The organism is Aquabacter sp., from assembly GCF_965279295.1.
Taxonomy (GTDB): Bacteria; Pseudomonadota; Alphaproteobacteria; order Rhizobiales; family Xanthobacteraceae; genus Aquabacter.
Window position 1 is genome coordinate 451533 of the sequence record NZ_CBDIHQ010000018.1, and the last position, 25508, is coordinate 477040.

The following is a 25508-nucleotide window of genomic DNA, read 5'->3' on the forward strand; positions in this document are numbered from 1 at the left end:
ATTCTAATTCGTAAGGGCAGCGCTGCTGACAGGCTGGCTCGCCGGGGTGCCGGATTCACACCCCGCTGATTCCGGCACGCTGCAAGCCGCCGATCCTCCGCCACGGTTCGCCATAGCCCGCTGTCGCCGCCGACAGCCGCTGAACCCGACCCGGAGGTCCAATCATGATCGACCCGAAGACGGGGCTGCCGCCCCGATTCCTGCGCACGCCCGATGCAGCGCGCTTTCTCGGCATCTCGCTGCGGACGCTGGAAAAGCACCGCACCTACGGCACTGGCCCGACCTATCGCAAGATCGGCGGGCGCGTCGTCTATGCACTGGACGATCTGCAAGCCTGGACGGCGGTCGCCGCCCGCAAATCCACGACCGACAAGGATGCGACCCGTGTTTTCCCAGCGCGTGCCCTGACGCCAGCCGAGCGGGGCGTACGCTGAATGCGCGCCGGTTCATCTCCCGATGCCGGACGGTGTTCGCAACGCCTTGTCGGCAGCGAGCGGGCGAGGCTCGATCCTTTCGTCGTCGCGACGGGCGATGCGTCGCCCCGCGACCAGCGCGATCTCATGGAGCGGCCGTTCTTCTCGCTCGCCAAGACCAAGCGGGTGACGCCGATACTCTACGAATCCGGCGGCGTCCGCGTCGAGGTCTTCGCCATGCCCGAACATGGCATGGCGACCATCTGGGACGCGGACGTGCTGATCTGGGCTGCAAGCCAGATCGTCGAGGCTGAGAACCATGGCTTGAAGACATCCCGCTTTCTGCGCTTCACGCCGTACCAGCTCCTGATGGCGATCGGCCGGGGCACCGGCGCGCGTGAATACCGGTTGCTGAAGGGCGCGTTCGCCCGCCTGCAATCGACCGTCATCGCCACGACCATCCGCCATGGCGAGCGTTGGCGTCGGCATCAGTTCTCTTGGATCAACGAATGGGAGGAGATGACCACCCACGACGGCCGCGTCGAGGGCATGGAGTTCGTGCTGCCCGACTGGTTCTATCGCGGCGTCATCGACCGCTCGCTGGTCCTGACCATCGACCCGGACTATTTCCGGCTGACGGGCGGGATCGAACGCTGGCTCTACCGCGTCGCCCGCAAGCACGCCGGCCGACAGCCGCATGGCTGGGTCTTCGAGATTGCCCATCTCCACGAGAAGTCCGGCAGCCTGGCGCGGCCATCCGACTTCGCGCTCGACATCCGCCGTATCGTCGCCCGCCAGCCGTTGCCCGGCTACCGCCTCTACATCTGGCGCGAGGGACGGCGCGAACTCCTGCAAATCCGCCCCTCCAGACTATCCACAGTGCCTGTGGACGAGGCTGTGGAAACGCTCGTGACTTCGGGCGCAAGCGGTGTCGGGACTTCGGGCGCAGGACTATCGGGATTTCGGGCGCACGGACCGCAGTTAAACCTCTGGCCCGAAACGCGGAATCCGACTGCTAACTTAGAGTCTAACCAAGAATCTAACTCTTTGTCTTTGACGCGCGCGGGCGCGAGCCATGGTGCCGGTGCCGCCGGGCGATCGAGGCGCGTGCCATGATCGTCGCGCTGCTCAATCAAAAAGGCGGCGTCGGCAAGACGACGCTGGCCCTGCATCTCGCCGGAGAATGGGCGAGGACCGGCAGGCGCGTCACGCTGATCGACGCGGACCCGCAAGGCTCGGCGCTCGACTGGTCGCAGCAGCGGGCGCGGGAGGGTCACCCACGGCTGTTCGGCGTCGTCGGCGTGGCCCGCGACACCTTGCATCGGGAAGCGCCCGAGCTGGCGCGCGACGTCGATCATATCGTCATCGACGGACCGCCGCGCGTCGCCGGTCTGATGCGCTCGGCGCTGCTCGCGACCGACCTGGTCCTGATCCCGGTGCAGCCGTCGCCGTTCGACGGCTGGGCCTCGGCCGAGATGCTGGCGCTGCTCACCGAGGCGCGCATCTACCGGCCCGATCTCGCCGCGCGCTTCGTGCTGAACCGTTGTGGCGCGCGCACCGTCATCGCCCGTGAGACGGCCGAGACGCTGGCCGATCACGATCCGCCCTTGCTCGCCACCACCATCGGCCAGCGCGTCGTCTTCGCCGACGCCGCGCAGTCCGGCCGACTCGCATCGGAGATCGACGCGGACGGTCCGGCCGCGCGCGAGATCGCCGTGCTGGCCGCCGAGATCGGCCGCCTCAACATCGGAAGGATCGCGCCATGAGCGAGCGATCCCCGAAGCGCGGCTTCGTATCCCGTCCCGCCGATCCCGAAAGCTGGATCAAGGCGACCGAACCGCCGCCGGCTCGCACCGGCGATGCCGCTGCGTTCACCGCCCGGCTGACGATCGACATCACGCCGGAGCTGCGCGGCCGGATCAAGATCGTCGCCTTTCAGCGCGGCGTCACCGTCGCCGACATGCTGCGCGAGCTGCTCGCGCGCGAATTCCCACCCACCGAAGGAGATACTCCATGACCGGCAACGCGGCTCCCCGCGTGCGCGGCGGCCCCGTGCCGTCAGCGCATCCCTCCGACCACCTGACCCATGTCGAACTGATCCATATCGAGAAAAAGATCGAGCATTGGGTTCGCTTCGGTCCACTCGCGGCGGAAACCATCATCGACCGGCGGCGGCGCATCTTCGCGTTCCGGCCGGGCGCCATCTTCGCCTTCGTCCGCTGGGCGTCGAACGACTTCGGCACGATCATTTCCCGCATCGACATCGTGCGCGCCGTGGAACCGCACGAACCCTATCAGACGCTGCCCTTCGTGCGGCCCGGCGGCGACATCCTGCTCAAGATCGACGGCTGGCCGAAGGTCGAACAGGTGCTCCGCCACATCGACGCCATCCAGGCGATCGGCATCGATCCGGAGGACGTTTCGCCTGATCACTGGCGGCACGTCCACAACCGGCTGACCGCCGGTCACGAGCCGCGTGCCTACACCGCCGACCAGCACCTAGCGTTCCTCAAGCGTCGGAGCGTCGCACCATGACCCGCTTCGGCTATGTGATGGTGACGTACTTCTCGATCATGGGCGTCGCCATCGCGTCCTTCGTTCCGACGCCGACGCGACTGGTGTGGAACGTCTCCGCCAGCGCGCCGATCGGTCTCTACGATATCGATCCGCCCGGCGACCTGACCGTGACCGATCTGGTCGCGGTCGATCCTCCAAAACCGCTCGCCGACCTCATAGTCGAGCGTGGCTATATCGGCCGCGGCGTGCCGCTGCTCAAGCGCGTCATGGCACTGCCGGGGCAAGAGGTCTGCCGCCTCCGCCGCACGATCACCGTCGATGGGATCGAACTCGGCGCGGCGCTCGACCGCGACCGGGCAGGCCGCGATCTTCCGGTCTGGTCGGGCTGCCGCCGCATCGCCGGGGACGAGATCTTCCTGATGAACGCGGACGTCCGCGACAGTCTGGACGGCCGCTACTTCGGCCCGATCCCGGTCAGCACCGTCATCGGCCGCGCCACCCCGATCTACACCGACGAAGCCGGCGATGGCCGCTTCGTCTGGCGCGCCGCCACGCGCTGACCGCCCCGATACCGGCGAGCATGGCGCCCGCCGGCTTTCACCCAACCCCCAGCATCGAGGAGTTTCCCATGCCGCAGATCGGCCAGTTCACGCGCGAGACGACGGGTTTCGTCGGACGCGTCCATACGCTCACGCTCTACCGCGAACTCACCATCGTTCCTGCCGAGCCGTCCGATGCCGAGAACGCGCCGGACTATCGCATCCATCACGGCGCAGACGACGGGCCGGAGATCGGCGCGGGCTGGAAACGCACCGGCGAACGTGCGGGCGAGTACATCTCGCTGCTGATCGACGATCCCGCCTTGCCGCAGCCGATCCGCGCCAATCTGTTCCGCGACGACGACGGCGGGGCCGCCTGGTCGCTGCACTGGACGCGCCCGGTCAAGCGCGGCGAGCGGGAGTGATCCCATGCGCTATCCCTTCAGAATTGCGCGCCTGCTGTCCCGTCGAAGTCCCATCCCTTTGTTCGCAGGAAAGCCGTCTCATCCCTTCGTCCCGCTCGACGATCCGTCGGCCGGCGCGCGCAGCGAAGGTCAAGGGCGATCGAAGATCGGCGCTGTGCGCGAACCCTTGACCGTAGCGAGCACGCTGGCAGGCTGGCGTCGTTGCGGAGACAGGATGCCCGTCCGATCGGCGGTCCTTCTGTTTTCCGCCGTGCTCGCCGTCGCGATGCCGCTGCCCTGTCAGGCGCAGCCCGAGCCGGTCCAGCGCCTATCCCAGGCCGATCCTCATGCCGCTGATATCGCCGAGGCGGCGCAGCGGTTCGGTATTCCGGCGGCGTGGATCAGGGCCGTCATGCGCGTCGAAAGCGCCAACGACGTGGGGGCGATCTCGCCCAAGGGCGCGATGGGTCTGATGCAGATCATGCCGGGGACATGGGCGGATTTGCGCACTCGTCATCGGCTCGGCGGCGATCCCTACGATCCGCGCGACAATATCCTGGCGGGCGCGGCGTATCTGCGTGAGCTGCATGACCGCTACGGATCGCCGGGGTTTCTGGCTGCCTACAATGCCGGTCCCGGTCGATACGAAGAGCATCTCGCAGGCCGTCCGTTGCCAGCGGAAACGCGCGCCTATGTCGCCACGCTCGCCCCGCAGATCGGCGGCGGCGAAATCACCGCGCCGGTCGAAGTCGCAGCGGTCGATCCGCAGTCATGGACCCGTGCGCCGCTGTTCGTCGCGCAGGCTGAGCGCACATCGCCCGCCGATCCTGTGCAGTCGAATGACATTCCGACTGCAACGCCCGTGCGCGATGTCTCGGCGATCGCGCCGCAATCGGCCGGCCTGTTCGTGGCCCGAGCGGAAACGGGAGGGCCGCGATGAGCACGGCGGTTGGGCATGCCCGGCGGTCCTTTCCAGTGTGCAGGGGGAATCGGCGGGATCAGGCTGAATCAGGGTCAGGATGGGCAGAGAGGCGGGAGGGCAAGATTAAAGCGGACGGCACCCCATGGGTCCGATCCGGGGGCCAAGCCCTTGTCTGCACACTGTTTGGGGCGGCACCGTCGCCGGGCCTGCATGGTGCCGCGAGGCGCGGCAAAGCCAGTATCTGTCACGTTCTTCGCGGCACTCTTCCTCGGAATCGGCGGTTTCGGGCGGATTGCCGCCGATGAGCGCCGACGACGACAACCGCTTCCGGCCGAAGCCCGGCCGCATCCGCTCCGATGCGTCGAAGGCCGGCCAGGCCAAGAGCTTCCTCACCAACGTCCGGAAGATCGCTCGCCAGCACGGCGCGGCCTCCGTTCGGGTCTCGCGCGGCAGCGCCGGAGCATTCGGTAAGCCGAGCCGCAACGGCGCAGTCGCCTCAGGCCGGGGCGTCAAGCGCGGGCGCGGCGCGGCCTTCGTGCGCTCGCGCAACCTGTCGAACGGCTGGAGCCATCGCCAGCTCGGCAGCCGCCGCGTCATCGTCAAATCACGCTCGGTCCGCGCCGCCGGCAAGAGCGGCAAAGCCGCCGCCCATCTGCGCTACATCCAGCGCGACGGCACCTCGCGCGATGGCGAGCGCGGCCGGCTCTATTCAGCCACCGAAGACCGCGCCGATGGCGACGCCTTCCTCGATCGCGGCAAGGACGATCGTCACCAGTTCCGTTTTATCGTCTCGCCGGAAGACGCCGCCGAGATCGAAGACCTGACCGGCCATACCCGCGACCTGATGCGCCAGCTCGAAGCCGACCTCGGCACGAAGCTCGATTGGGTCGCGGTCAACCACTTCAACACCGGCCATCCGCATGTCCATGTCATCGTCAACGGCCGCGACGATCTCGGCGAGGATCTGGTCATCAACGGCGACTACCTCGCGAACGGTATCCGCGAACGGGCGAGCGAGTTGGCGACCTTGGAACTCGGTCCCGTCACCGAGATCGAGCAGCGCCGCAAGCTGATAGCCGAGATCGATCAGGACCGCTTCACCCGCATCGACCGGGCGATGCTGAACGAGGTCGCCGAGGATGGACGGCTCGACCTGCGCCATGCGCCCGACGATCTGCGCGGCCAGGAGGACCGGACCCTTCGCATCCGCCGTCTCGGCAAGCTGGAGAAGATGGGGCTGGCCACCGAGCAATCGCCGGGCGTCTGGGAACCGAGCGATCGGCTGGAGCCGACGCTGCGCGAGATGGGCGAGCGCGGTGACATCGTGCGCACCATGCAGAAGGCGATGCGCGCAGAGGGTCATGACCGCGATCCGATGAGCTTCCAGATTCACGACGCCGCGCCCGCGACGCCGATCGTCGGCCGTGTGGTCGACAAGCATCTCACCGACGAACTGGGCGAGAACCTGACGCTGGTGATCGACGGCATCGACGGCCGCACCCATCACGTCTCCGGCGTCGATCAGGCGAAGGTCGCGGACGCCCGCATCGGCAGCGTCATCCAGATCCAAGCGACCGACGCCGGACCGCGCCCCGCCGACCGGGCCATCGCCGGCATGGCCGAGGACGGCATCTATCGGCCGAGCCGCCATCTGGAGCAGGCCCGGTTCGATGGCCGTGTGCCCGGCGGCGACTATGAGGGGTTCGCCGATGCCCATGTGCGCCGGCTGGAGGCGTTGCGCCGTGCCGGCATCGCTGAGCGGATCGACGCCGACCAGTGGCGCATCCCGCAGGACTTCGAGGCCCGCGCCGCCGCGCACGATGCGGGCCAGGGACGGCAGCTTAACATCCGCGTCCTCTCGACCTTCGATCTGGAAAAGCAGATCACGGCGGATGGCGCGACCTGGCTCGACCGGAAGCTGGTCGGGCACGGCCCGTCCGACATCGCACCGGCGGGGTTCGGACAGGACGTGAGTCAGGCCATGGACCGTCGCCGCGAGCGGCTGATCGAGCAGGGCGACGCCACGCGCCAGCAGAACGGCCGCGTCCTCTATCGCCGCGATCTTCTATCGACGCTGGAGGCGCGCGAGGTCGCCCGTGCCGGGGCGGAACTGGCGGCGACGAAGCCGATGCCGTTCCGCGCGGCGGGCGATGGCGAAACGGTCAGTGGCAACTTCACCGGAACCGTCCAACTCACCAGCGGCAAGTTCGCCATCGTCGAGAAAAGCCACGAGTTCACGCTGGTCCCGTGGCGACCAGTGATCGACCGGCATCTCGGCAAGGAGGTGACGGGGATCGTTCAGGGCGGATCGGTGTCATGGCAGATGGGGCGGCAGAGGGGGTTGGGGATTTAGATCTCGCGGATGGCAAAATAGTGCGCTGGTGAATCGCCGAAGGCGCGGCGGAACATCGCGATGAAGTTGCTGGGCGTTGCGTAGCCGAGCGCGTCCGACACTATGGCCACCGGATCGCCGCGCGCGAGCATTTCGAGCGCGTGTGTCAGCCTTGCCTGTTGTCGCCACTGGGCGAAGCTCAATCCCGTCTCGGCCAGTACGAGTCGTCTCAGCGTCCGGGGAGAGAGAGCCCCCCAGTCGGCCCATTCTTCTGCCGTACGGTCATCATCCGGTCGGTCGAGGATTGCCTTGGCGATACGCAGGAGTCGCGGATCGGTCGGCATGGGAAGGTGAAGCGGCCTCGGCCCTCGTGGATACGGACGCCGCCAACAAGGCGGCCGATGCCGACATGGCCTTGCAGGAACTCGGCGCGGACTATGCCGGTCTCGCCTATGTGACCGCGACCGTCACCGTCTGGGACGACGATCCGCGCCTGGCCGACGAGAAGCTGCGCCTCGTCGAGAAGGTCATCCAGGGCCGCGACTTCACCGCGATGACCGAGACCATCAACGCGGCGGACGCCTGGCTCGGCAGCTTGCCCGGTCATGTCTACGCCAATGTCCGTCAGCCGCCGATTTCGACTTTGAACCTCGCCCACATGATCCCGCTTTCGGCGGTGTGGGCGGGTCCGGAACGGGACGAGCATTTTGCAGCGCCCCCACTGCTCTTCGGCAAGACCGAAGGCTCGACCCCGTTCCGGTTATCCCTTCACGTCGGCGACGTCGGACATACGCTGGTCGTCGGCCCGACCGGCGCCGGGAAGTCCGTGCTGCTGGCGCTCATGGCCTTGCAGTTCCGGCGCTACGTTGGCGCGCAGGTCTTCGCCTTCGACTTCGGCGGCAGCATTCGCGCCGCCGCGCTCGCCATGGGCGGCGACTGGCACGATCTCGGCGGCGGATTGTCGGATGGGGCGGAAGACTCCGTCAGTCTCCAGCCGCTCGCCCGCATCGACGACGTGCCCGAGCGGGCCTGGGCCGCCGACTGGATCGTCGCGATCCTCATCCGCGAAGGCGTGACGATCACTCCCGAGGTGAAGGAATACATCTGGACGGCTCTGACATCGCTCGCCAGTGCGCCCATCGGCGAACGGACCATCACCGGCCTGGCCGTCCTGCTCCAGTCGAACGACCTGAAGCAGGCGCTCCGGCCTTACTGCGTAGGCGGTGCGCATGGCCGTCTGCTCGACGCAGAGGCCGAATATCTCGGCTCCGCCACCGTCCAGGCGTTCGAGACCGAAGGGCTGATCGGCACCGAGGCCGCGCCCGCCGTCCTGGCCTATCTGTTCCATCGTATCGGTGACCGGCTCGACGGCTCGCCGACGCTCATCATCATCGATGAGGGTTGGCTCGCGCTCGACGACGAAGGGTTCGCCGGCCAGCTCCGCGAGTGGCTGAAGACGCTGCGCAAGAAGAACGCATCCGTCGTCTTCGCCACGCAGTCGCTGTCCGACATCGACGGCAGCGCGATCGCACCTGCCATCATCGAGAGCTGCCAGACCCGGCTTCTGCTCCCCAACGAACGGGCGATCGAGCCGCAGATCACCGCCATCTATCGCCGCTTCGGCCTCAACGACCGCCAGATCGAGATCCTCGCGCGGGCCATACCGAAGCGCGACTATTACTGCCAGTCGCGGCGCGGCAACCGGCTGTTCGAGCTGGGCCTGTCAGACGTGGCGCTGGCGCTCTGCGCCGCCTCGTCGAAGACCGACCAGACCACCATCGCCCGCATCGTCGCCGAGCACGGCCGCGACGGCTTCCTCACAGCCTGGCTGCGCCATCGCAGCGTCGCCTGGGCCGCCGACCTCATCCCCGACCTCACCAACATGGAGACACCATCATGATGTTTCGTCGTTCACGCGCGGCGTTTGTCGCCGCATCCATCCTGTCCGTGCCGCTAACGCTGTCGCCGATCGTCACCACGCCCGCCGCCGCGCAGTGGGTCGTGTTCGATCCGTCCAACTACGCCCAGAATATCCTGACGGCGGCGCGCACCCTCCAGTCGGTCAACCAGCAGATCACCCAGCTTCAAAACGAAGCGACGATGCTGATCAATCAGGCCCGCAATCTCGCCAGCCTGCCATATTCGTCGCTCCAGCAATTGCAGCAGTCGGTCCAGCGCACCCAGCAGCTTCTCAGCCAGGCGCAGAACATCGCCTTCGACGTCCAGCAGATCGACCGCGCCTTCCAGCAGCAATACGGCAATGTCTCGATGTCGGCCTCCGACCAGCAACTGGTCACGGACGCCCGCTCGCGCTGGCAGAACACCGTCGGCGGGTTGCAGGACGCGATGAAGGTGCAGGCCGGCGTCGTCGGCAATATCGACACCAACCGCGCCCAGATGTCGGCGCTGGTCGGATCGAGCCAGTCCGCCACCGGCGCGCTCCAGGCCACCCAGGCCGGCAACCAGCTCCTCGCGCTCCAGGCCCAGCAGCTCGCCGATCTCACCGCCGTCGTCGCCGCCAACGGCCGGGCGCAGGCGCTGACCGAAGCCGAGCGCACCGCTGCCGCCGAACAGGGTCGCGAGCAGCGTCGCCGCTTTCTGACGCCGGGCACGGGCTACCAGCCCGGCAATGCGCAGATGTTCAACAACGGCAACAACTGAACGGGGGAGAAGCGCCATGGATGGCAAGACCCTCGCGCGCCTCGGCGCCGTCATCTTCGTCGCCATCGCCGTGACCGCCACGGCGATCGAGATGACCCGCCAGGACGAGACGCCGGCGAACGCAGCCACGCCGGCGGTCGCGCCGTCAGCTCCCGATCCGCTGCGCGAAGGGCAGCGCCGGTGCCAGCGCCTCGGAGAGGCCGGCGCGCGTGACGCCGAGTGCCTGCGCGTCTGGGCCGAGAGCCGCGACCGCTTCCTTGGCATCAAGACCCAACCGATCGCGCCAGCCGAGTCAAACCCGGCCGGGGAGCGCTGACCATGGGCGGCACCGGCGTCATCGACCAGTTCCTGGCCGTCTTTACCCGCTATATCGACTCAGGCTTCGGCCTGTTGTCGGGCGAGGTCGCCTTCATCGCCACGACGCTGATCGTCATCGATGTGACGCTGGCGGCCTTGTTCTGGTCGATGGGCGGCGATGACGACATCATCGGCCGCCTCATTAAGAAAACCCTGTTCGTCGGGGTCTTCGCCTACATCATCGGCAACTGGAACAACCTCGCCCGCATCCTCTTCGAGAGCTTCGCCGGTCTCGGCCTGAAGGCGTCCGGCACCGGCTTCACGACCGCCGATCTGCTGCGCCCCGGCAAGGTGGCGCAGGTCGGCCTCGACTCAGGGCGACCGCTGCTCGAATCCATCTCCGGCCTGATGGGCTGGATTTCGTTCTTCGAGAACTTCATCCAGATCGCCTGCCTGCTGTTCGCCTGGACGCTGGTGCTGCTCGCCTTCTTCATCCTCGCCATCCAGCTCTTCGTCACCCTGATCGAGTTCAAGCTGACGACGCTGGCGGGCTTCGTGCTGATCCCCTTCGGCCTGTTCGGCAAATCGGCCTTCATGGCCGAACGGGTGCTCGGCAACGTCATCTCGTCGGGCATCAAGGTGCTGGTGCTCGCCGTCATCATCGGCATCGGCTCGACCCTGTTCAGCCAGTTCACGGCCGGCTTCGGCGGCACGGCGCCGACGATCGACGACGCCATGGCGATCGTGCTCGCGGCGCTGTCATTGCTCGGCCTCGGCATCTTCGGTCCCGGCATCGCCAACGGTCTCGTCTCCGGTGGCCCGCAGCTCGGCGCGGGGGCTGCGATCGGCACAGGTCTGGCGGCAGGCGGCATGGTCGCCGCCGGCGGTGCTGCGATCGGCGCCGTCGCGTCCGGCGGTGTGGCTCTCGCCGGTGGCGCTGCCGCCGCCGCCCGAGGCGGGGCGACGCTGGCAGGCGGCGCGACCGCAGCCTATCGCGCGGGCGGCGCATCGGGCGTCGCCAGCACCGGCGCATCCAAGGCCGGGGCCGCCTTCGCCAGCCCGTTCAAGCGCGCCGCAGCGTCCATGAAGGACAGCTTTCAGGCCGGGGAACGGTCCGTCACCGGCGAGGCCGCGCCGAACGAGAGCGCCGACGCTCCATCCGCATCGTCTTCGTCCGTCAGCGCTGATGGCCCGCCCGCATGGGCCAAGCGCATGAAGCGCGGCCAGCAAGCCTCCCACGGTGTCCAGGCCGCTGCCCATGCCGTCAAATCCGGCGATAGCCATGGCGGCGGCTCTTCCGTCAACCTCTCCGAAAGCGACCGCTGATGTTCAAACGACCCTCCACCCACTACGGCAAGACGCCGCAACCCCAGACCCCATACCAACGCGCCGCCCAGGTCTGGGACGACCGCATCGGCTCGGCCCGCGTTCAGGCGAAGAATTGGCGGCTGATGGCCTTCGGCTCGCTGATCCTGTCGGCGGGGCTGTCGGGCGCGCTGGTCTGGCAATCGGCCAACGGCTCGATCGTGCCGTGGGTGGTGCAGGTCGACCGGCTCGGCCAGGCGCAGGTCATCGCACCGGCCGTCGCCGACTATCGCCCGACCGATCCGCAAATCGCCTGGCACCTCGCGCGGTTCATCGAGCAGGTTCGCAGCATTCCAGCCGATCCGATCATCGTGCGGCAGAACTGGCTGCGCGCTTACGAGTTCACCACCGATCGCGGCGCGATGGCGCTCAATGACTATGCCCGCGTCAACGACCCCTTCACCAAGGTCGGCAAGCAGCAGATCGCCGTCGATGTCTCGAGCGTGATCCGGGCGTCCCCCGACAGCTTCCGCGTCGCCTGGGTCGAGCGCCGCTATCAGGATGGCAGCCTCGCCGAAACCTCGCGCTGGACCGCCATCCTCACTATCGCCGTCGCGCCACCTCGCGACGCCGAAAAGCTCCGGGCCAACCCGCTCGGAATCTACGTCAACGCCATCAACTGGTCGAAGGAGCTTGGACAATGATCCGGCCGTCTCAACTGACCGCCGGATCTCCGGCGAACTGCCTCGCACGTCCACAGCCGAAAGGCGGGTGCGAGACGACGTCTCTCCGTAAAGCCGGATTTGCGCTTCTACTGCTGTCCGCAACGGCGCTCGCCGGCTGCGTCACGGCGCAGAAGCCGCCCGAGATCGCCTATGACGATGCAGCGCCCGCCGTGCAGACGGTCGATCCGCCATCGCCCGTCACCGTCGTCGAACTGCCGCGTCCTCTGCCGTTGCCCGGCCAGATGAAGCCGGTGGAGCGTTCGCGTCAGATACCGGAGCCGGCCGATCCCGCCGCCCGCGTCAATCAGGCAAACGCCGCCGCACGCATCCAGCCGGTGCGGGACGGCTTCATCAACGCCATGCAGGTCTATCCCTATACCGGCGGCGCGCTCTATCAGGTTTACACCGCAGTCGGCCAGATCACCGACATCGCGCTACAGCCGGGCGAAACCCTCGTCGGCTCCGGCCCGGTCGCCGCCGGCGACACCGTGCGCTGGATCATCGGCGACACGCTGAGCGGTTCCGGCGCGACCCAGCAGGTGCATATCCTGGTGAAGCCGACGCGGCCCGAGCTGATGACCAACCTCGTCATCAACACCAACCTGCGCACCTATCACATGGAACTGCGCTCGACCGAACGCACCTACATGGCGTCCGTCTCCTGGCAGTATCCGCAGGACCAGCTCATCGCGCTACGCCGGCAGAACCAGCAGGCGGAGGCCGCGCAGCCGGTCGCCTCCGGCGTCGATCTCGCCAACGTCAACTTCCGCTATGCGATCGAGGGCGACCGCGCGCCGTGGCGGCCTCTGCGCGCCTTCGACGACGGCCGGCAGGTGTTCATCGAATTCCCGCGCGGCATCGCCCAGGGCGAGATGCCGCCGCTATTCGTCGTCGGTCCCGAGGGCAACACCTCCGAACTGGTGAACTACCGGGTGCGCGGCCGTCACATGATCGTCGACCGACTGTTCGCCGCCGCCGAACTGCGCTTCGGCAACGGCGACAACCAGAAGCGCGTCCGCATCACCCGCACCGATGGTAGGCCCGCATCATGAGCGACATCGATTCCGAGAAGACGCCGACGCCCGAGCCGGATGATGATGCCCGGCCGCTGACCGGCGAGCCGGTGGCGCCCATGCGCCTTCGGGCCGAGCCGCCACGCGTCACCCGCCTGTCGCGTAAGGTGCTGATCGGCCTCGGCTTGGTCGCCAGCGCCGGGATCGGCGGCGCCCTGATTTATGCGCTCCAGACCCGCGATAGCGGCGGCGGCAACACCGAACTCTATTCGACGGAAAACCGCGCCACCGCCGATGGGCTCAATGGTCTGCCGCGCGACTATACCGGCCCGATCCTCGGACCCGCTTTGCCGGGCGATCTCGGCCGCCCGATCCTCGACGCGCAGAACCGCGGCCAGCCCGTGCCCACGCCGGGCATTGGCACATCCGCCGCGACTCCGCCGGGTCTCAGCGCCGAAGAGCAGCGCCGGCTTCAGGAAATCGAAGCGGCGCGAACCGGCAAGCTGTTCGCTTCGACCGAGTCGCGCAACGTCGCGTCACCGGCGACCACGACCGCCAATACCACGCCGGACCTAAGCAGCCTCGGCCTCGCGCCACAGCCGGCAACGCCCACCGCGCAGGACCGCCAGCTCGCCTTCCTCAATCAGGCGGCCGACAGGCGCACCGTCGCGACGGATCGCGTCGCCGCGCCGGCATCGCCGAACATCCTTCAGGCCGGTGCGGTCATTCCGGCGGCGCTCATCACCGGCATCCGCTCCGATCTGCCCGGCCAGATCACCGCCCAGGTGACGGAGAATGTCTTTGACAGCCCGACCGGCCGCATCCTGCTCCTGCCGCAAGGCACGCGGCTGATCGGCCAATACGACAACGGCGTCGGCTTCGGGCAGCGCCGGGTGCTGCTGGTCTGGAACCGGCTCATCATGCCCAATGGACGGTCGATCGTGCTGGAGCGCCAGCCGGGCGCCGACGCCGAGGGCTATGCGGGGCTGGAGGATGGCGTCGATTATCATTGGGGGGAACTGTTCAAGGCGGCGGCGCTCTCGACGCTGCTCAGCATCGGCGCCAACACGGGTTCGTCCAGCGACGAAAGCGATCTGCTCAGCGCCATCCGCGACGGCGCGTCTGACAGTATCGGTCAGACCGGCCGGCAGATCGTCCAGCGCCAGCTCAACATCGCCCCGACGCTCACCATCCGGCCGGGCTTCCCCGTCCGGGTCATCGTCACCCGCGATCTCGTGCTCGAACCCTATGGAGCCACGCCATGACCAAGCTGAAGCTCGGCCCCATCACTGAGACCAAGCCGGTGAAGGTGACGGTGGAATTGCCCGCCGACTTGCATCGCGACCTTGCCGCCTATGCCGAAGTGCTCGGCCGCGAGAACGGCCATCCGCCCACCGATCCCCTCCGTCTGATCGTGCCGATGCTGGAGCGGTTCATCGCCACCGATCGGGCGTTTGCCAAAGCGAGGCGCGGCACGGCGGCGAACGAGGGCAGGTCATCATGATGCCGACGCCCGCCCATCATCGCTCGACCGATCGCGGAATACGATCGACATATCGCAACGCGCCGTCTTCACAGTTCGCGCAATCCGCCGATGCTGGAAGAATTGCGCGGCGTCAGGGCGAAGGCCAGCATCAGGATGAAGGGTCAGGTGTCGTTACGGTTGGTCATCTCACAGAGCGTGGTTCCCATGTCCCGGCGCGCCGCTGATCGCCCGCAACGCCGGCTCCGTATCGTGTCCGGCGCTCTGCCCGACGACCTCTACGACTATATCCCGCAGGACGACATCGAGACGCCGGCCCCACGCATCGGTCGACCGCCGAAGCACGATGTCGAGACCTGGACCGTCACCGACGACTGGCCCGAGCGCGTGCCCGTGACGGAGGCCGAGATCGACCTGTTCGAGGCATGGTTCGGCGACATCTTCGACGAGCTGTTCGGGCCGTCCAAGTAAGGCGCAATTGGCCCATACGACGCGCATCCGGGCACATTCTCACTTGAATTAGTTGCTTTATGGTGATAACTGTAAGCGGTGATTTTCGATCTGCCGCGTGAGACTTCCGTCCGGCCCGGCGGGCGCCAGACGGAGGCAATACGCCATGAAGACGCTGAAGGTCGGCATCGCCGATCCCGAGGAGATGAAAGCCCGCACACTGCGCATTGCACGGGGTGAGGAGAAGCCGTCGCCGGGCGATCCAACCGTCTGGTTCGCCTCGACCGAATCCTTCGCCCGCATCCTTTCGGCTCCCAATCGCGAGATGCTGCGCATCATCGCAGAGCAGGCCCCGGACTCGCTTGACGAACTGGCGGCTCTGACAGACCGGGCCAAGTCCAACCTGTCGCGCACGCTGAAGACGATGATCGGCTACGGCCTGATCCGTATGGAGCGAAGCGGCCGCAAGCTTGCGCCGAAGCTCATTCACGATCGCGTCGTGCTGGACTTGCCGCTGAAAGAATCTCGAAAGCGAACCGCCACGGCAGAGGGAGACCGATCATGAACGCTGAAACACCCAGCGTCGCCACCCGTGCGGCCCTCTATCTCCGCGTCTCGACCGCACGGCAGGCCGAGCATGATGTCTCGATCCCCGACCAGAAGCGCCAGGGCGAGGCTTACTGCCTGTCGCGGGGCTATCAGCTTATCGACACCTTCGTGGAGCCGGGCGCGACCGCCACCAACGATCGCCGCCCTGAGTTCCAGCGCATGATCGAGGCGGGGACGTCCAAGCCCGCGCCCTTCGATATCGTCGTCGTCCACTCGTTCAGCCGCTTCTTCCGCGATCACTTCGAACTGGAGTTCTACGTCCGCAAGCTCGCCAAGAACGGCGTGAAGCTGGTCTCGATCACGCAGGAGATGGGCGACGATCCGATGCACGTCATGATGCGTCAGATCATGGCGCTGTTCGACGAGTATCAGTCGAAGGAGAACGGCAAGCACGTCATGCGCGCCCTCAAGGAGAACGCCCGGCAGGGCTTCTGGAACGGTGCGCTGCCGCCGATCGGCTATCGCATCGTCGCGGCCGAGCAGCGCGGGGCCAAGACCAAGAAGAAGCTGGAAATCGATCCGCTGCACGCCGACACGGTGCGGCTGATCTACCGGCTGGCGCTGGAAGGAAACGGCACGTCCGGCCCGATGGGCGTCAAGGCGATCGTGTCCCATCTGAACGCGCGGCGCATCTTCACCCGCGACGGCGGGCGTTGGGGCATCGGCCAGCTTCACCGCATCCTGACGCGGCGCACCTATATCGGCGAGCACGAGTTCAACAAGCGCTCCAAGACAAAGGAACTGAAGCCGATCAGCGAGATCGTCACGGTGCCCGTGCCGCCGCTGATCGACCTCGAAACCTTCGACGCGGTGCAGGCACATCTGAAGGCCCGCAATCCCAAGGTCACGCCGCCGCGCGTCGTCAGCGGCCCGACCTTGCTGACCGGGATCTGCTTCTGCGAGAAGTGCGGCGGTGCCATGACCATCCGCACCGGCAAAGGCGGTCGCTATCGCTACTACACCTGCTCGATCAAGGCGCGGCAGGGCGAGACCGGCTGTTCGGGCCGCTCGATCCCGATGGAGAAGCTCGACACCATCGTCGCCAGCCATATCGAGGATCGGCTGCTCCAGCCCGACCGGCTGGAGGAGGTGCTGGCCTCGGTCCTCGACCGCCGGCACGAACGCGCTGAACGCCGGCAGGACCATATCGCCGAACTGAACCGCCGGGCGGCTGAGACCGAACTGCGGCTCAAGCGCCTCTATGACGCTATCGAATCAGGTGTGGCTGATATTAGCGACCCCGCGCTGAAGGACCGTATCGCTGGCCTGAAGGCGCTCCGCGACCAGGCGCAGGTCGATGCCGAGCGGGCGCAGGCCATGCTCGAAAGCTCCGGCAATCGGGCGGTGACGCCCGCCACCGTGCGCCGGTTCGCCGAAGTGGCCCGGCAGCGCATCAGGCTCGACGGGGGCGGTTATCGGCGGGATTACCTGCGCGCCTTCGCCCAGCGGGTCGAGGTCGGAGAGGCCGAAGTTCGCATCATGGGATCGAAGGGAGAGCTGCTGCGCACGCTCACCGCCATTTCCGGAGGGAAATCGACGGCAATCGGCGTGCCCAGCTTGGGACTGAAATGGCGGAAGGGGTGGGATTCGAACCCACGGTGGGCTTCCACCCACGGCGGTTTTCAAGACCGCTGCCTTAAACCACTCGGCCACCCTTCCAGGAACATGCGAATCCGCGCCCGGTTCGTGAAGGTAAACCCCATCGTCTCGCTGCGCGCCAGTGCAGGGTGAAAATTTCTGGCCTTCACGCCTGCGGGATGCGGCATGCAAAGCCGGCAAAGGACTTTACAAGCCGCCTTCGGAATAGGTTGCAATGGCGTCCAGCGCGCAGATGATGTGGTAGAGACTGCTGGTGCGCGCAGGTTCGGACGCAGGGACGCCGTCCGGCGCGATATGTTCCCACCACATGCCGGGGATCGGATGGCGCAGGAAGCGAGCCAGCCCACGGGCGGCGTCCGCAGCGCGGTCTTCGGCGGCCGCGCGGGCGGTGCCGTCTGCTGCGGTCCGGGCGGCTGCCAGATGCGCCTTGATGCGCTCGGTCTGCGGCCACAGGCGCGCCCGCGCGTCGCGCACCGTGAGGTCGGCGTTCAGTTCGTTGACCGCGAGATCGAGCGAGACCGCGATGCCGTTGGCTTCGCCAAGGGCGATCAGCCGGCGCGAGACGTCCAGGGCATCCGCGCGCTTGCGCAGCAGGCCCCAGCGCGCGAGCAGCCAGGCCCACTCGAACTGGTGTCCAGGCTCCACCACACTGCCGGCGACGTCGGGCAACTGCTCCCAATCGCCGCCGAAATATTCGCGCACCGCGCCTGTCCGGGTATCGACGAAGCGGGCGAGGGCCAGTTCGCCGATCTCGTCGGTGAACCCGTCCCATCCGTGTCCGGGCGCGACATCCGCCCAGGCGAGGCCCGCTTCCATGAGATGCATATGCGGGTTGCTGGCGAGCGGAAGCTTGCGCGGCTGTCCTTCGTCGAAACCGCCAGAGGGATGCGCGAAGCCCGCTTGCATGCCCGCGCGCAGGCGCACCGCCCGAACGGTGAGGGTTTCCGCGTCCTCCCCTTCCTCTTGCCCCGCGCGCGCCGCAGCAGCCAGGCCGAAAAGGGTGAAGGCGTGGTCGTAGAGGTCGAAGTCGACCCGCGCCGGCCGCCCCGCGCCATCCACGGTCGGCACGACAAGGCCGTCGTCATGCAGGTGAAAGCGCGACAGGGCGGCGATGGAATGGTCGAGACCCGCTTTCGCCGGCCCCTGCCAGCCCAGGCGCAGCGCCGTCGCAAAGCAATAGATCTGGCGGCCGACCACGCGCGCGCGCCGGGGGTCCCGGATCGGCACGCCCTCGGGGGTGATCCGCTCGAAGAAGCCGCCGGCCTCATGGTCGATGCACGCCTGCGACCAGAACGGCAGCGCATCCTCGAAAAGCCAGGACATGAGGCGCGCCTGTTCCGCGCGCAGGCTGTCAGACATCATGGGGCTGGGTCAGATCCTGAAGGATGGGGCTGAGAAACTGGTCCAGATTGCCGCCCGAGAACAGATGTCCCGGAATGCCGGCGGCGGCGGCCGCCGCCATGTCGGTGTCCTTGTCGCCGATCATCACGCTGCGCGCCGGGTCGACCGGCCAGTGCTTCATGAGGTCCAGCAGCATGCCGGGCTGCGGCTTGCGCCAGTCGGAATGCGTCCGGTAGGCGTCGATGCTGCCCTCCGGATGGTAGGGGCAGAAGCGCTCATCGTCGATATGAGCGCCGATTTCGGCGAGGTCCGCCTCAAGCTTGCCGCGCACCCGCCGATAGTCCGCCTCGGTGTAGAACCCCCGCGCGATGCCGGACTGGTTCGTGACAATGAAGGCATAAAGCCCCGACCCATTGATTCGCCGCACGGCGTCGCGCGCACCGGCGATCCACTCGAACCGATCCACGCTGCCGATATAGCCGCGGTCGACATTCAGCACGCCGTCGCGGTCGAGAAAGACCGCGCCACGCGTCTTTGGTGGGTCCGCCTGCATCACATCCGCACCTGCGTCTGAACTTGGCCGTGTCACACGGGCGCCCCCTGGAACCCGAAGCGCCGGCCGGACTTGGTTACGCACCGCTTTTGCCCGCGCACCCGCATTGGCGGCAAGTGTGGCGCGTGTGTATCAGTGAAAACATTCAAAAAATGTACCGGAGGATTTCATGAGCGCGCCCTTCCCTTCTCCCCGGCAGATCGCCGCCGCCCGCGAACTGGCCGGGCTGTCACGCGGGGATGTCGCCCGGGCCGTGGGCCTAACAGAAGCGGAACTGGCGCGCCTGGAGAGCGGTGGTGAGGCAACGGTGGCCCTGGAGGCGATACGCGCGCACCTGGAATCCGAAGGCATCGAGTTTATCGAGGGGCCCGGCGTCCGCCTGCGGCCGGCCGATTCCGAAGGGTTGCGCGCAGACCAGCTCAATGCGTCGAACGATGATTAAGCAGAGGGTCGAGAGCGGCTTGTTCCGCGCGGCCCTTGCGATATCCTGACACCTCAAACGGCGCGTCGCGGAGAACGGGACCGCCCGGAGGATAAGAATGCTGAAGCATCCGCTGGAAGGACAGTTCATCGAGGGCCTCGGCGTTATCGAGACCTCGGAGAGTGACAACATCCTGCGCTGGGATGGAAAGATGGTGTATGTCGAGCACGACATCTACCATAACGGGCAGCTCGTTCATTCCAAGTACAAGCGCCGCGTGACCAAGGAAGTCGCGCGCGTGCTGCTGGCGAGCATCGCCGCGCCGACCAATTGAATGCGCCTCCCGCAGGGCATTCACCCTGCGGGAGTTATCGCTTCAAAAGGTCTTTGGTTAGGGCTTCTGTCAGGTCTTCACGCCTCAGGTTTTCACCTGGAGGCGCTTGATCGCATCGAGATGCGCCTTGAGCATGGGGAGCGTCTTGGCGGCGAAGGCTTTCAGCGCCGATTGGTCGCCGTCCATCGCATATGAGGCGAAGATCGCCGTTGCCGCGTCATGCTCCTGGGTCTGGATCTGGATGTAGAGCGTGTCGAAGTCGGTGCCGGTCGCCGCGTTGAGGCGCTCCAGCGCCGTCTCGTGCTTGGCATCCATCCGGGTGGGAATGGTGATCTGGCCGTCGGCGGTCTCAGCGGCGGCCTTCAGATCCGTCATGATGAGTTCGTGGTCGCGGGTCATGCGCTCGGCGAACGCGCGAACCTCGGGGTTCTTGCTCTTCTTGAGCGCGAGGGCGCTGGTTTCCATCTCGAACAGGCCGCCGGTGCCGGCGGTTTCGACGAATTTCGGGCCGGAGAGGGTTCCCGCCAATTGGGCGTTGGCCGGCGTCGTCCAGGTCGCCAACGGTACGAACAAGGGCAACGGAAAGACCAGGCTCGCCAGAAGCACGAGCTTTGGAGCCATCCGTTTGCGAACCGTCATTGGGGTGGGGTGTGACATGATTATTCTCCTTCCCCGCGTTCATTCCGGCGCCAGCGCCGGCTTTCGGCATATCCATGCCTCTTCTGGGAAGGAGAACAGCGCGCGGTCGCCGGGGGTTCCAAAGTCCTGAAGACGCGGTATGCAACTGAGGTTCGGGTGTCGCGTTACTGACGCGTCCGCGTTTCACTCAAGAGGCCGAGTTCGCATGTCCCTGTTCGGGCAGCCGATAAGACCGGCCTTGGTGTGCCTGCTGCTGGGCCTTGCGACATTTGCCCTGATCCTCGCGAACCCGCAGGGTCTGCAAAACCCCAGCGGCACCGGAAACGGACAATATGCCGACCTCGGCGATTCCTTCTCCGAAAGCATCGTGCGCAATACGACCATCCGGAACGCCACCATCCCGAGCGATCCCAGCATTCTACCCATCATCGCGAAGGGATATGCGGCTGGCGATTACCATTATTATCCCGATCATTACACGAAATATTACACCAACCTGTCACTCCAGACGCTCATTTTCGGAAAATTGGCGGTTCTGCTTAAATTTAACGACCAGAATAAAATAGAATATTTATTCACCACCCTCAGATTGATCAATCTCTTCCTATTTTCGATCTTCACATCCTACTTCGCCCTCAATTTCTGCATTCAGAACAACCTGAAATCCATATACGCGATCCCGATACTGCTGAGCTTTTCAGCGGGGTTCATTCTGTACGGGCAGAATTTGTATTTCCTCTCCGCGACCATGGTGGCCCCGGCGGCGCTCATTTCGGGGCAATTGTCGCGAACCGGGCGATTTTCTTGGGCCGCGGTGTTCGCGCTGGGGTTTTGCTATTTCCTGCGCCAGTACGAACTCGCCACCGTTTTCGCGCTGCTGACCGCATTCAGCGCGGCGCTGTTTACCGCCTCCAAGGCAAAGGCGCGGGCAAAAAACGCGCTCATAGCCTTCAGTGCCATACTGGCGGCGTTCCTGGTGACGGCGTGCCTCCATGTCCTCATCGTCTTCGCCGACAGCCAGATGACCCTATCCCTGCGCGCATCCTTCGCGCTGGCGTTTCAGACCGCGACCGAGCGCACCTTGTCCCTGTCCCATGCGCCCGCCCCCTTCACGCGGGCGTTCTTCGCCGCGATGGAACTGCGCTGGGAGCAGTGGGCGTTCCGCATTGCCGGGCACACGGTGCAGATCAGCGAGCGGAACCTGCTGCTGGTCATGCTCGCTTTGGTGCCGGTGATCGCGTGGAGGCGAAAGCCGGTGGAGATCACGATCCTGCTCTACGGTTTCGCCGGCTATGTCTCCTGGTACATCTTCGCGTACCAGCACATCATCGTCCACGCGATGTACGACTGGTACATCTTCGCCCTGACCATCGGCCTGTCCTTCAGCCTGCTCGCCTTGATCGCGCTGGATGCGCTTGGCGCGCGCATCACGCGGTGGTGGCGCGGGACGCCTCAGTCTTTCACGCGCAGCAAAGCGAAGCCGTCATAGCCCTTGCTGCCCACCGTCTGCACCGCCGTCGCTTGCAGGCGCGGATCGGCGGCGACCATCTCGAACAGGCGCCGCACACCCCGCACCTTGGGATCGGTGCTCGCCGGGTTCGCCACTTCGCCCTCGCGGATGACGTTGTCGCAGACGATCAGCGTGCCCGGCCGCGAGAGGCGGAGCGACCAAATCAGATAGTCCGGATTGCTGGGCTTATCGGCGTCGATGAAGATCAGGTCGAACGGGCCGAGGCCGTCAGCTTCCACCCCAGGCAGGGTATCGATCGCGAGCCCCACCCTGAGGTCGATAAGATGATCCAGGCCCGCCCGGACGAAATTCTCCCGTGCCACCTTGGCGTGGGCAGGGTCTGCCTCCAGCGTCACGATGCGGCCGTCGCTCCCCAGCGTGCGCGCCATGCAGATGGCGCTATAGCCGCCGAGGGTGCCGATTTCCAGAATGCGCCGCGCCTCAACCATGCGGGCGAACAGCGCCAGCATCTCGCCCTGCGCCGGTGACACATTGATCGCGGGAAGCCCGGCCGCGTCGCTCGCGGCCAGCGCGGCGTCCAGCACCGCGTCATGTCCCAGCAGGGTCTCGACAATGTAGTCGTCGACCTTGGTCCACTGATCCGCGCTCATGCCCGGGGCTCCATTCGTAGAAGACTATTCCTCGTCGCTCTCCCGCGCGGCGCGGATCGAGAGCACCGCGAAGGCGACCACCAGCGCCACCTCGAACAAAGACAGCACCAGCAGGCGGGACATGCCCTCCGGCGCCCAGATCCCCAGAACCACCTGCGTCAGGGTCGCAAGCAGCCAGAGCACGACGCCCCATCCCGCGCCCAGCCAGAGACCGACGCCGGCGATGGGATCGATGATGGCCGCCCAGATGATCCCGACCTGCACCATGGTCGGCAGATCCTGGAACCCGCCGAACTGCCCCTCGCCCACCCCGCAGATGATCCCCCAGTGATAGATCCCCTCCAGCAGAAGGAAGATCGCCACCGCGCGCAGGAAAAACACCAGCCGGCGACGCCAGGGCGTCAGCCGCTCCATGTGCGCCTTGGCGCTGGCGTCGATGGGATCGTAATGGCTCATCTGGCCGCCGGTTCCAGGTGTGCTGCCAGCGCCAGTTCGTCAGGGATCGGCGCGAACTGCGCCGCGATCACCGCCGGATCGACCTGTTCGAGGCGCGCGGGTTGCCAACGCGGCGTGTTGTCCTTGTCGACGAGGATGGCGCGCACCCCCTCGTAGAAATCGTGGCCGCGCGCGACCCGGTTGACGATGCGAAATTCGGTGACAAGGCACCCGGCGAGATCGAGCGCGGGTCCGCGCCGCATCTGCTCCATGGTGATGCAGAGGCTGGTCGGGCACGCCGCGCGCATGGCGGCGCTGGCCTTGGCTGCGAACGCCCCGGCCTCATCGCCCGCCGCGGCACGTTCATCAAGCCGGGCCAGGATGATCTTGAGGTCGCCCTGCTGGAAAATATCGGCGATCAGGGCGCCATGAACGTCGAGCGGCGCAGGCTCGGGGACGCTGGCGAACGCCGCCAGCACCTCGGGCACAGCGCCGGAGCCGCACAGCGCGGCCTCCAGCTCCGCGAAGCGCGCGGAGGGCACGGTGTGCGTGGCAAGTCCGGTCGCGAGGGCATCCGCCGACTTGATGCGTACACCCGTCAGAGCGAGATACACGCCCCGCGCGCCCGGCAGACGCGGCAGCACATGGGTGCCCCCGACATCGGGAAACAGGCCGATATTCACTTCCGGCATGGCGAACAGGTAACGGTCTCCCGCCACGCGATATGTGCCGTGCGCGGAAAGGCCAAAGCCGCCGCCCATGCAGATGCCGTCGATCAGCGAGACATAGGGCTTGGGATAAGTGCCGATATAATGATTGAGGAGATATTCCTCGCGCCAGAATTCCAGCGCCTCCTCATAGCGGCCGGCCCGGCCGAGATCGTAGATCGCGCGGATGTCGCCCCCGGCGCAGAAGGCGCGCTCGCCCGCCGCCTTGAGCACCACCCGGCTGATGGTGTCGTCCTGCGCCCATTCCAGCATCTGCGGGTGGATCAGCCGCACCATGGCATGGCTCAGGGCATTGAGCGCCTTGGGCCGGTTGAGGGTGATGATGCCGGCTTCTCCCCGGCGCTCGAACAGGACCTCGGGTTCACTGGACACTGGCGCTCCCCTGAGACTGCAACGCTGCGGACGGGCGAGGGTTAGACGGCGCACCCCCGAGCGTCAACGTGCGAGCACCCGGCAGGAGGCATGCAAACGGCGCGAGTGCGCCGGACGTGGCTTGGAAAAAACGAAATAGACTTGGAAAGGCGGGGGCACGTAGCAAAGCTCGCGCCCGACCGCGTGTGGGTTTATATAGCCTCGCCGCAGTTTCCCGACCTCAGATAATCGCGAGCCAACCCATGCCTGTCAGCCACGCCCGTTTTCGCTCGAAAGCCGAGACCGAAACCGCGATGCAGGAGGCCGGGCTCGGCATCGCCACGCGCCTGCGCCGCAACCGCAAGAGCGACTGGTCGCGGCGTCTGGTGCGCGAGAACACGCTGACGGTCGATGATTTAATCTGGCCGCTGTTCGTCACCGAGGGCGAGGCCAAGCGCGAGCCCATCGCCTCCATGCCCGGCGTCGAGCGTCTCAGTGTGGACGAAGCCGTGCGCGCTGCGGAAGAGGCGGCCCGCCTCGGCATTCCGGCGATCGCGCTGTTTCCCTACACCGAGCCCGGCCTGCGCGACCCCGAAGGCCGGGAGGCGCTGAACGATGCCAATCTGGTCTGCCGCACCCTGCGGGCGGTGAAGCGCGAAGTGCCCGAGATCGGCCTCATCACAGACGTTGCGCTCGACCCCTACACCAGCCATGGCCACGACGGCCTGCTGGAAGACGGCCGCATCCTGAACGACGAAACCGTGGCTGTGCTGGTTCGCCAGGCCATCGTGCAGGCCGAAGCCGGCACCGACGTGATCGCTCCCTCCGACATGATGGACGGGCGCATCGGCGCGATCCGCGCCGGCCTGGACGCGGCCGGGTTCCAGGACGTGCAGATCATGTCCTATGCCGCGAAATACGCCTCTGCCTTTTATGGGCCGTTCCGCGACGCCATCGGCACCGCGAAAACCCTGTCCGGCGACAAGCGCACCTATCAGATGGACCCGGCCAACGGCTTGGAAGCCCTGCGCGAGGCGGCCCTCGACGTGGAAGAGGGCGCGGACATGCTGATGGTAAAGCCCGGCCTGCCCTATCTCGACATCGTGTATCGCCTGAAGGAGGCGTTCGGTCTGCCCACCTACGCCTACCAGGTGTCCGGCGAATACGCGATGATCGAGGGCGCGGCCCGCAACGGCTGGGTGGATGGCGAGCGGATCATGCTGGAGAGCCTGATGGCCTTCAAACGGGCCGGCGCCGACGGCATCCTGACCTATTTCGCCCCGCGCGTCGCCAAGCTGCTGAAGGCATAGGCGGAC

29 protein-coding genes, 1 tRNA gene and 2 pseudogenes are annotated in these 25508 nt (G+C 66.6%); 24 read left to right on the forward strand and 8 right to left on the reverse strand.

All coding sequences use genetic code 11. The annotated features are described in order from the left end of the window. Positions 1–164: 164 nt before the first annotated feature. The 9 genes from ADADO0_RS19965 (at position 165) to ADADO0_RS20005 (ending at position 7148) form a co-directional block, all read left to right on the forward strand. On the forward strand, positions 165–434 hold the full coding sequence (locus ADADO0_RS19965) for a helix-turn-helix transcriptional regulator (protein ID WP_511306951.1): 270 nt from the start codon (positions 165–167) through the stop codon (positions 432–434). Then, the gene (locus tag ADADO0_RS19970) at positions 435–1529 is read left to right on the forward strand and encodes a replication initiator protein A (RefSeq protein WP_511306952.1); all 1095 of its coding nucleotides are present in this window, start codon (positions 435–437) and stop codon (positions 1527–1529) included. Beyond that, entirely contained in the window at positions 1526–2179 is a 654-nt protein-coding gene (parA, locus tag ADADO0_RS19975) for a ParA family partition ATPase (protein WP_511306953.1), read from the forward strand. The genes ADADO0_RS19970 and parA overlap by 4 nt, the downstream gene beginning before the upstream one ends. After that, positions 2176–2430, forward strand: a complete 255-nt coding sequence (locus tag ADADO0_RS19980) for a ribbon-helix-helix protein (RefSeq protein WP_511306954.1) — start codon at positions 2176–2178, stop codon at positions 2428–2430. The genes parA and ADADO0_RS19980 overlap by 4 nt, the downstream gene beginning before the upstream one ends. After that, positions 2427–2948, forward strand: coding sequence for a DUF2840 domain-containing protein (locus tag ADADO0_RS19985; protein WP_511306955.1), 522 nt, complete (start codon positions 2427–2429; stop codon positions 2946–2948). Before ADADO0_RS19980 ends, ADADO0_RS19985 begins: the two co-directional genes overlap by 4 nt. Then, positions 2945–3490, forward strand: a complete 546-nt coding sequence (locus ADADO0_RS19990) for a S26 family signal peptidase (RefSeq protein ID WP_511306956.1) — start codon at positions 2945–2947, stop codon at positions 3488–3490. Before ADADO0_RS19985 ends, ADADO0_RS19990 begins: the two co-directional genes overlap by 4 nt. A 68-nt stretch (positions 3491–3558) precedes the next feature. Beyond that, positions 3559–3894: a DUF736 domain-containing protein gene (locus tag ADADO0_RS19995; RefSeq protein WP_495310272.1), complete on the forward strand. Its 336-nt coding sequence runs from the start codon at positions 3559–3561 to the stop codon at positions 3892–3894. Between the two features lie 4 nt (positions 3895–3898). Further along, positions 3899–4813: a lytic transglycosylase domain-containing protein gene (locus ADADO0_RS20000; protein ID WP_511306957.1), complete on the forward strand. Its 915-nt coding sequence runs from the start codon at positions 3899–3901 to the stop codon at positions 4811–4813. An 826-nt stretch (positions 4814–5639) separates the two neighbouring features. Beyond that, positions 5640–7148, forward strand: coding sequence for a DUF3363 domain-containing protein (locus tag ADADO0_RS20005; RefSeq protein ID WP_511307232.1), 1509 nt, complete (start codon positions 5640–5642; stop codon positions 7146–7148). On the opposite strand, the gene ADADO0_RS20010 is transcribed toward ADADO0_RS20005, so the two are convergent. After that, a complete protein-coding gene (locus ADADO0_RS20010; protein ID WP_511306958.1) occupies positions 7145–7471 on the reverse strand; it encodes a helix-turn-helix domain-containing protein in 327 nt (108 codons plus the stop codon). The two genes, ADADO0_RS20005 and ADADO0_RS20010, sit on opposite strands and share 4 nt — an antisense overlap. Before the next feature lie 14 nt (positions 7472–7485). Between ADADO0_RS20010 and ADADO0_RS20015 the strand changes: the two are divergent. The 11 genes and pseudogenes from ADADO0_RS20015 to ADADO0_RS20065 form a co-directional block, all read left to right on the forward strand. Next, positions 7486–9027 (forward strand): annotated as a pseudogene (locus ADADO0_RS20015) (TraG/VirB4 family ATPase); the annotation flags it as partial. Then, positions 9024–9788 (forward strand): P-type conjugative transfer protein TrbJ, encoded by a 765-nt coding sequence (trbJ, locus tag ADADO0_RS20020; protein ID WP_511306959.1) that lies wholly within the window; start codon positions 9024–9026, stop codon positions 9786–9788. The pseudogene ADADO0_RS20015 and the gene trbJ, both read left to right, overlap by 4 nt. Before the next feature lie 16 nt (positions 9789–9804). Continuing rightward, the gene (trbK-alt, locus tag ADADO0_RS20025; RefSeq protein WP_511306960.1) at positions 9805–10104 is read left to right on the forward strand and encodes a putative entry exclusion protein TrbK-alt; all 300 of its coding nucleotides are present in this window, start codon (positions 9805–9807) and stop codon (positions 10102–10104) included. Between the two features lie 2 nt (positions 10105–10106). Then, a complete protein-coding gene (gene trbL, locus ADADO0_RS20030; protein ID WP_511306961.1) occupies positions 10107–11411 on the forward strand; it encodes a P-type conjugative transfer protein TrbL in 1305 nt (434 codons plus the stop codon). Then, positions 11411–12094, forward strand: a complete 684-nt coding sequence (trbF, locus tag ADADO0_RS20035) for a conjugal transfer protein TrbF (RefSeq protein ID WP_511306962.1) — start codon at positions 11411–11413, stop codon at positions 12092–12094. Before trbL ends, trbF begins: the two co-directional genes overlap by 1 nt. Then, complete coding sequence (gene trbG / locus ADADO0_RS20040; RefSeq protein WP_511306963.1) at positions 12091–13167, forward strand: P-type conjugative transfer protein TrbG; 1077 nt, start codon at positions 12091–12093, stop codon at positions 13165–13167. The genes trbF and trbG overlap by 4 nt, the downstream gene beginning before the upstream one ends. Continuing rightward, positions 13164–14393 (forward strand): TraB/TrbI/VirB10 family type IV secretion system protein, encoded by a 1230-nt coding sequence (locus ADADO0_RS20045; protein WP_511306964.1) that lies wholly within the window; start codon positions 13164–13166, stop codon positions 14391–14393. Before trbG ends, ADADO0_RS20045 begins: the two co-directional genes overlap by 4 nt. Further along, entirely contained in the window at positions 14390–14632 is a 243-nt protein-coding gene (locus tag ADADO0_RS20050) for a DUF2274 domain-containing protein (protein WP_511306965.1), read from the forward strand. Before ADADO0_RS20045 ends, ADADO0_RS20050 begins: the two co-directional genes overlap by 4 nt. 147 nt (positions 14633–14779) lie before the next feature. Next, the gene (locus ADADO0_RS20055; protein ID WP_511306966.1) at positions 14780–15082 is read left to right on the forward strand and encodes a hypothetical protein; all 303 of its coding nucleotides are present in this window, start codon (positions 14780–14782) and stop codon (positions 15080–15082) included. A gap of 145 nt (positions 15083–15227) precedes the next feature. Next, positions 15228–15626, forward strand: a complete 399-nt coding sequence (locus ADADO0_RS20060) for an HVO_A0114 family putative DNA-binding protein (protein WP_511306967.1) — start codon at positions 15228–15230, stop codon at positions 15624–15626. Beyond that, positions 15623–17269 (forward strand): annotated as a pseudogene (locus ADADO0_RS20065) (recombinase family protein); the annotation flags it as partial. The gene ADADO0_RS20060 and the pseudogene ADADO0_RS20065, both read left to right, overlap by 4 nt. Here ADADO0_RS20065 and ADADO0_RS20070 read toward each other — a convergent pair. From ADADO0_RS20070 to ADADO0_RS20080, 3 genes are all read right to left on the reverse strand, one after another. Then, positions 17240–17329, reverse strand: a tRNA-Ser gene (locus ADADO0_RS20070). The pseudogene ADADO0_RS20065 and the gene ADADO0_RS20070 overlap by 30 nt on opposite strands. Before the next feature lie 126 nt (positions 17330–17455). After that, complete coding sequence (locus tag ADADO0_RS20075; RefSeq protein ID WP_511306968.1) at positions 17456–18631, reverse strand: AGE family epimerase/isomerase; 1176 nt, start codon at positions 18629–18631, stop codon at positions 17456–17458. Beyond that, on the reverse strand, positions 18621–19199 hold the full coding sequence (locus ADADO0_RS20080; RefSeq protein ID WP_511306969.1) for a D-glycero-alpha-D-manno-heptose-1,7-bisphosphate 7-phosphatase: 579 nt from the start codon (positions 19197–19199) through the stop codon (positions 18621–18623). The genes ADADO0_RS20075 and ADADO0_RS20080 overlap by 11 nt, the downstream gene beginning before the upstream one ends. A gap of 133 nt (positions 19200–19332) precedes the next feature. Here ADADO0_RS20080 and ADADO0_RS20085 point away from each other — a divergent pair, with 133 nt between their 5' ends. Together ADADO0_RS20085 and ADADO0_RS20090 are read left to right on the forward strand one after the other, a co-directional pair. Further along, positions 19333–19605, forward strand: coding sequence for a helix-turn-helix domain-containing protein (locus tag ADADO0_RS20085; RefSeq protein ID WP_511306970.1), 273 nt, complete (start codon positions 19333–19335; stop codon positions 19603–19605). A gap of 97 nt (positions 19606–19702) precedes the next feature. Further along, positions 19703–19918 (forward strand): hypothetical protein, encoded by a 216-nt coding sequence (locus tag ADADO0_RS20090; protein ID WP_511306971.1) that lies wholly within the window; start codon positions 19703–19705, stop codon positions 19916–19918. A gap of 84 nt (positions 19919–20002) precedes the next feature. Here ADADO0_RS20090 and ADADO0_RS20095 read toward each other — a convergent pair whose 3' ends face one another. Then, positions 20003–20575: a DUF4142 domain-containing protein gene (locus ADADO0_RS20095; RefSeq protein WP_511306972.1), complete on the reverse strand. Its 573-nt coding sequence runs from the start codon at positions 20573–20575 to the stop codon at positions 20003–20005. A 187-nt stretch (positions 20576–20762) separates the two neighbouring features. Here ADADO0_RS20095 and ADADO0_RS20100 point away from each other — a divergent pair, with 187 nt between their 5' ends. Continuing rightward, the gene (locus ADADO0_RS20100; protein ID WP_511306973.1) at positions 20763–22046 is read left to right on the forward strand and encodes a hypothetical protein; all 1284 of its coding nucleotides are present in this window, start codon (positions 20763–20765) and stop codon (positions 22044–22046) included. On the opposite strand, the gene ADADO0_RS20105 is transcribed toward ADADO0_RS20100, so the two are convergent. From ADADO0_RS20105 to ADADO0_RS20115, 3 genes are read right to left on the reverse strand one after another with little or no spacing between them, the layout of a single operon-like run. After that, complete coding sequence (locus tag ADADO0_RS20105; protein ID WP_511306974.1) at positions 22010–22678, reverse strand: O-methyltransferase; 669 nt, start codon at positions 22676–22678, stop codon at positions 22010–22012. The genes ADADO0_RS20100 and ADADO0_RS20105 overlap by 37 nt on opposite strands. Positions 22679–22702: 24 nt before the next feature. After that, positions 22703–23134, reverse strand: coding sequence for a DUF6163 family protein (locus tag ADADO0_RS20110; RefSeq protein ID WP_511306975.1), 432 nt, complete (start codon positions 23132–23134; stop codon positions 22703–22705). Continuing rightward, positions 23131–24213: an enoyl-CoA hydratase/isomerase family protein gene (locus ADADO0_RS20115; protein ID WP_511306976.1), complete on the reverse strand. Its 1083-nt coding sequence runs from the start codon at positions 24211–24213 to the stop codon at positions 23131–23133. Before ADADO0_RS20115 ends, ADADO0_RS20110 begins: the two co-directional genes overlap by 4 nt. Before the next feature lie 293 nt (positions 24214–24506). Here ADADO0_RS20115 and hemB point away from each other — a divergent pair, with 293 nt between their 5' ends. After that, a complete protein-coding gene (hemB, locus tag ADADO0_RS20120; RefSeq protein ID WP_511307233.1) occupies positions 24507–25502 on the forward strand; it encodes a porphobilinogen synthase in 996 nt (331 codons plus the stop codon). The last annotated feature ends 6 nt before the right edge of the window (positions 25503–25508 follow it).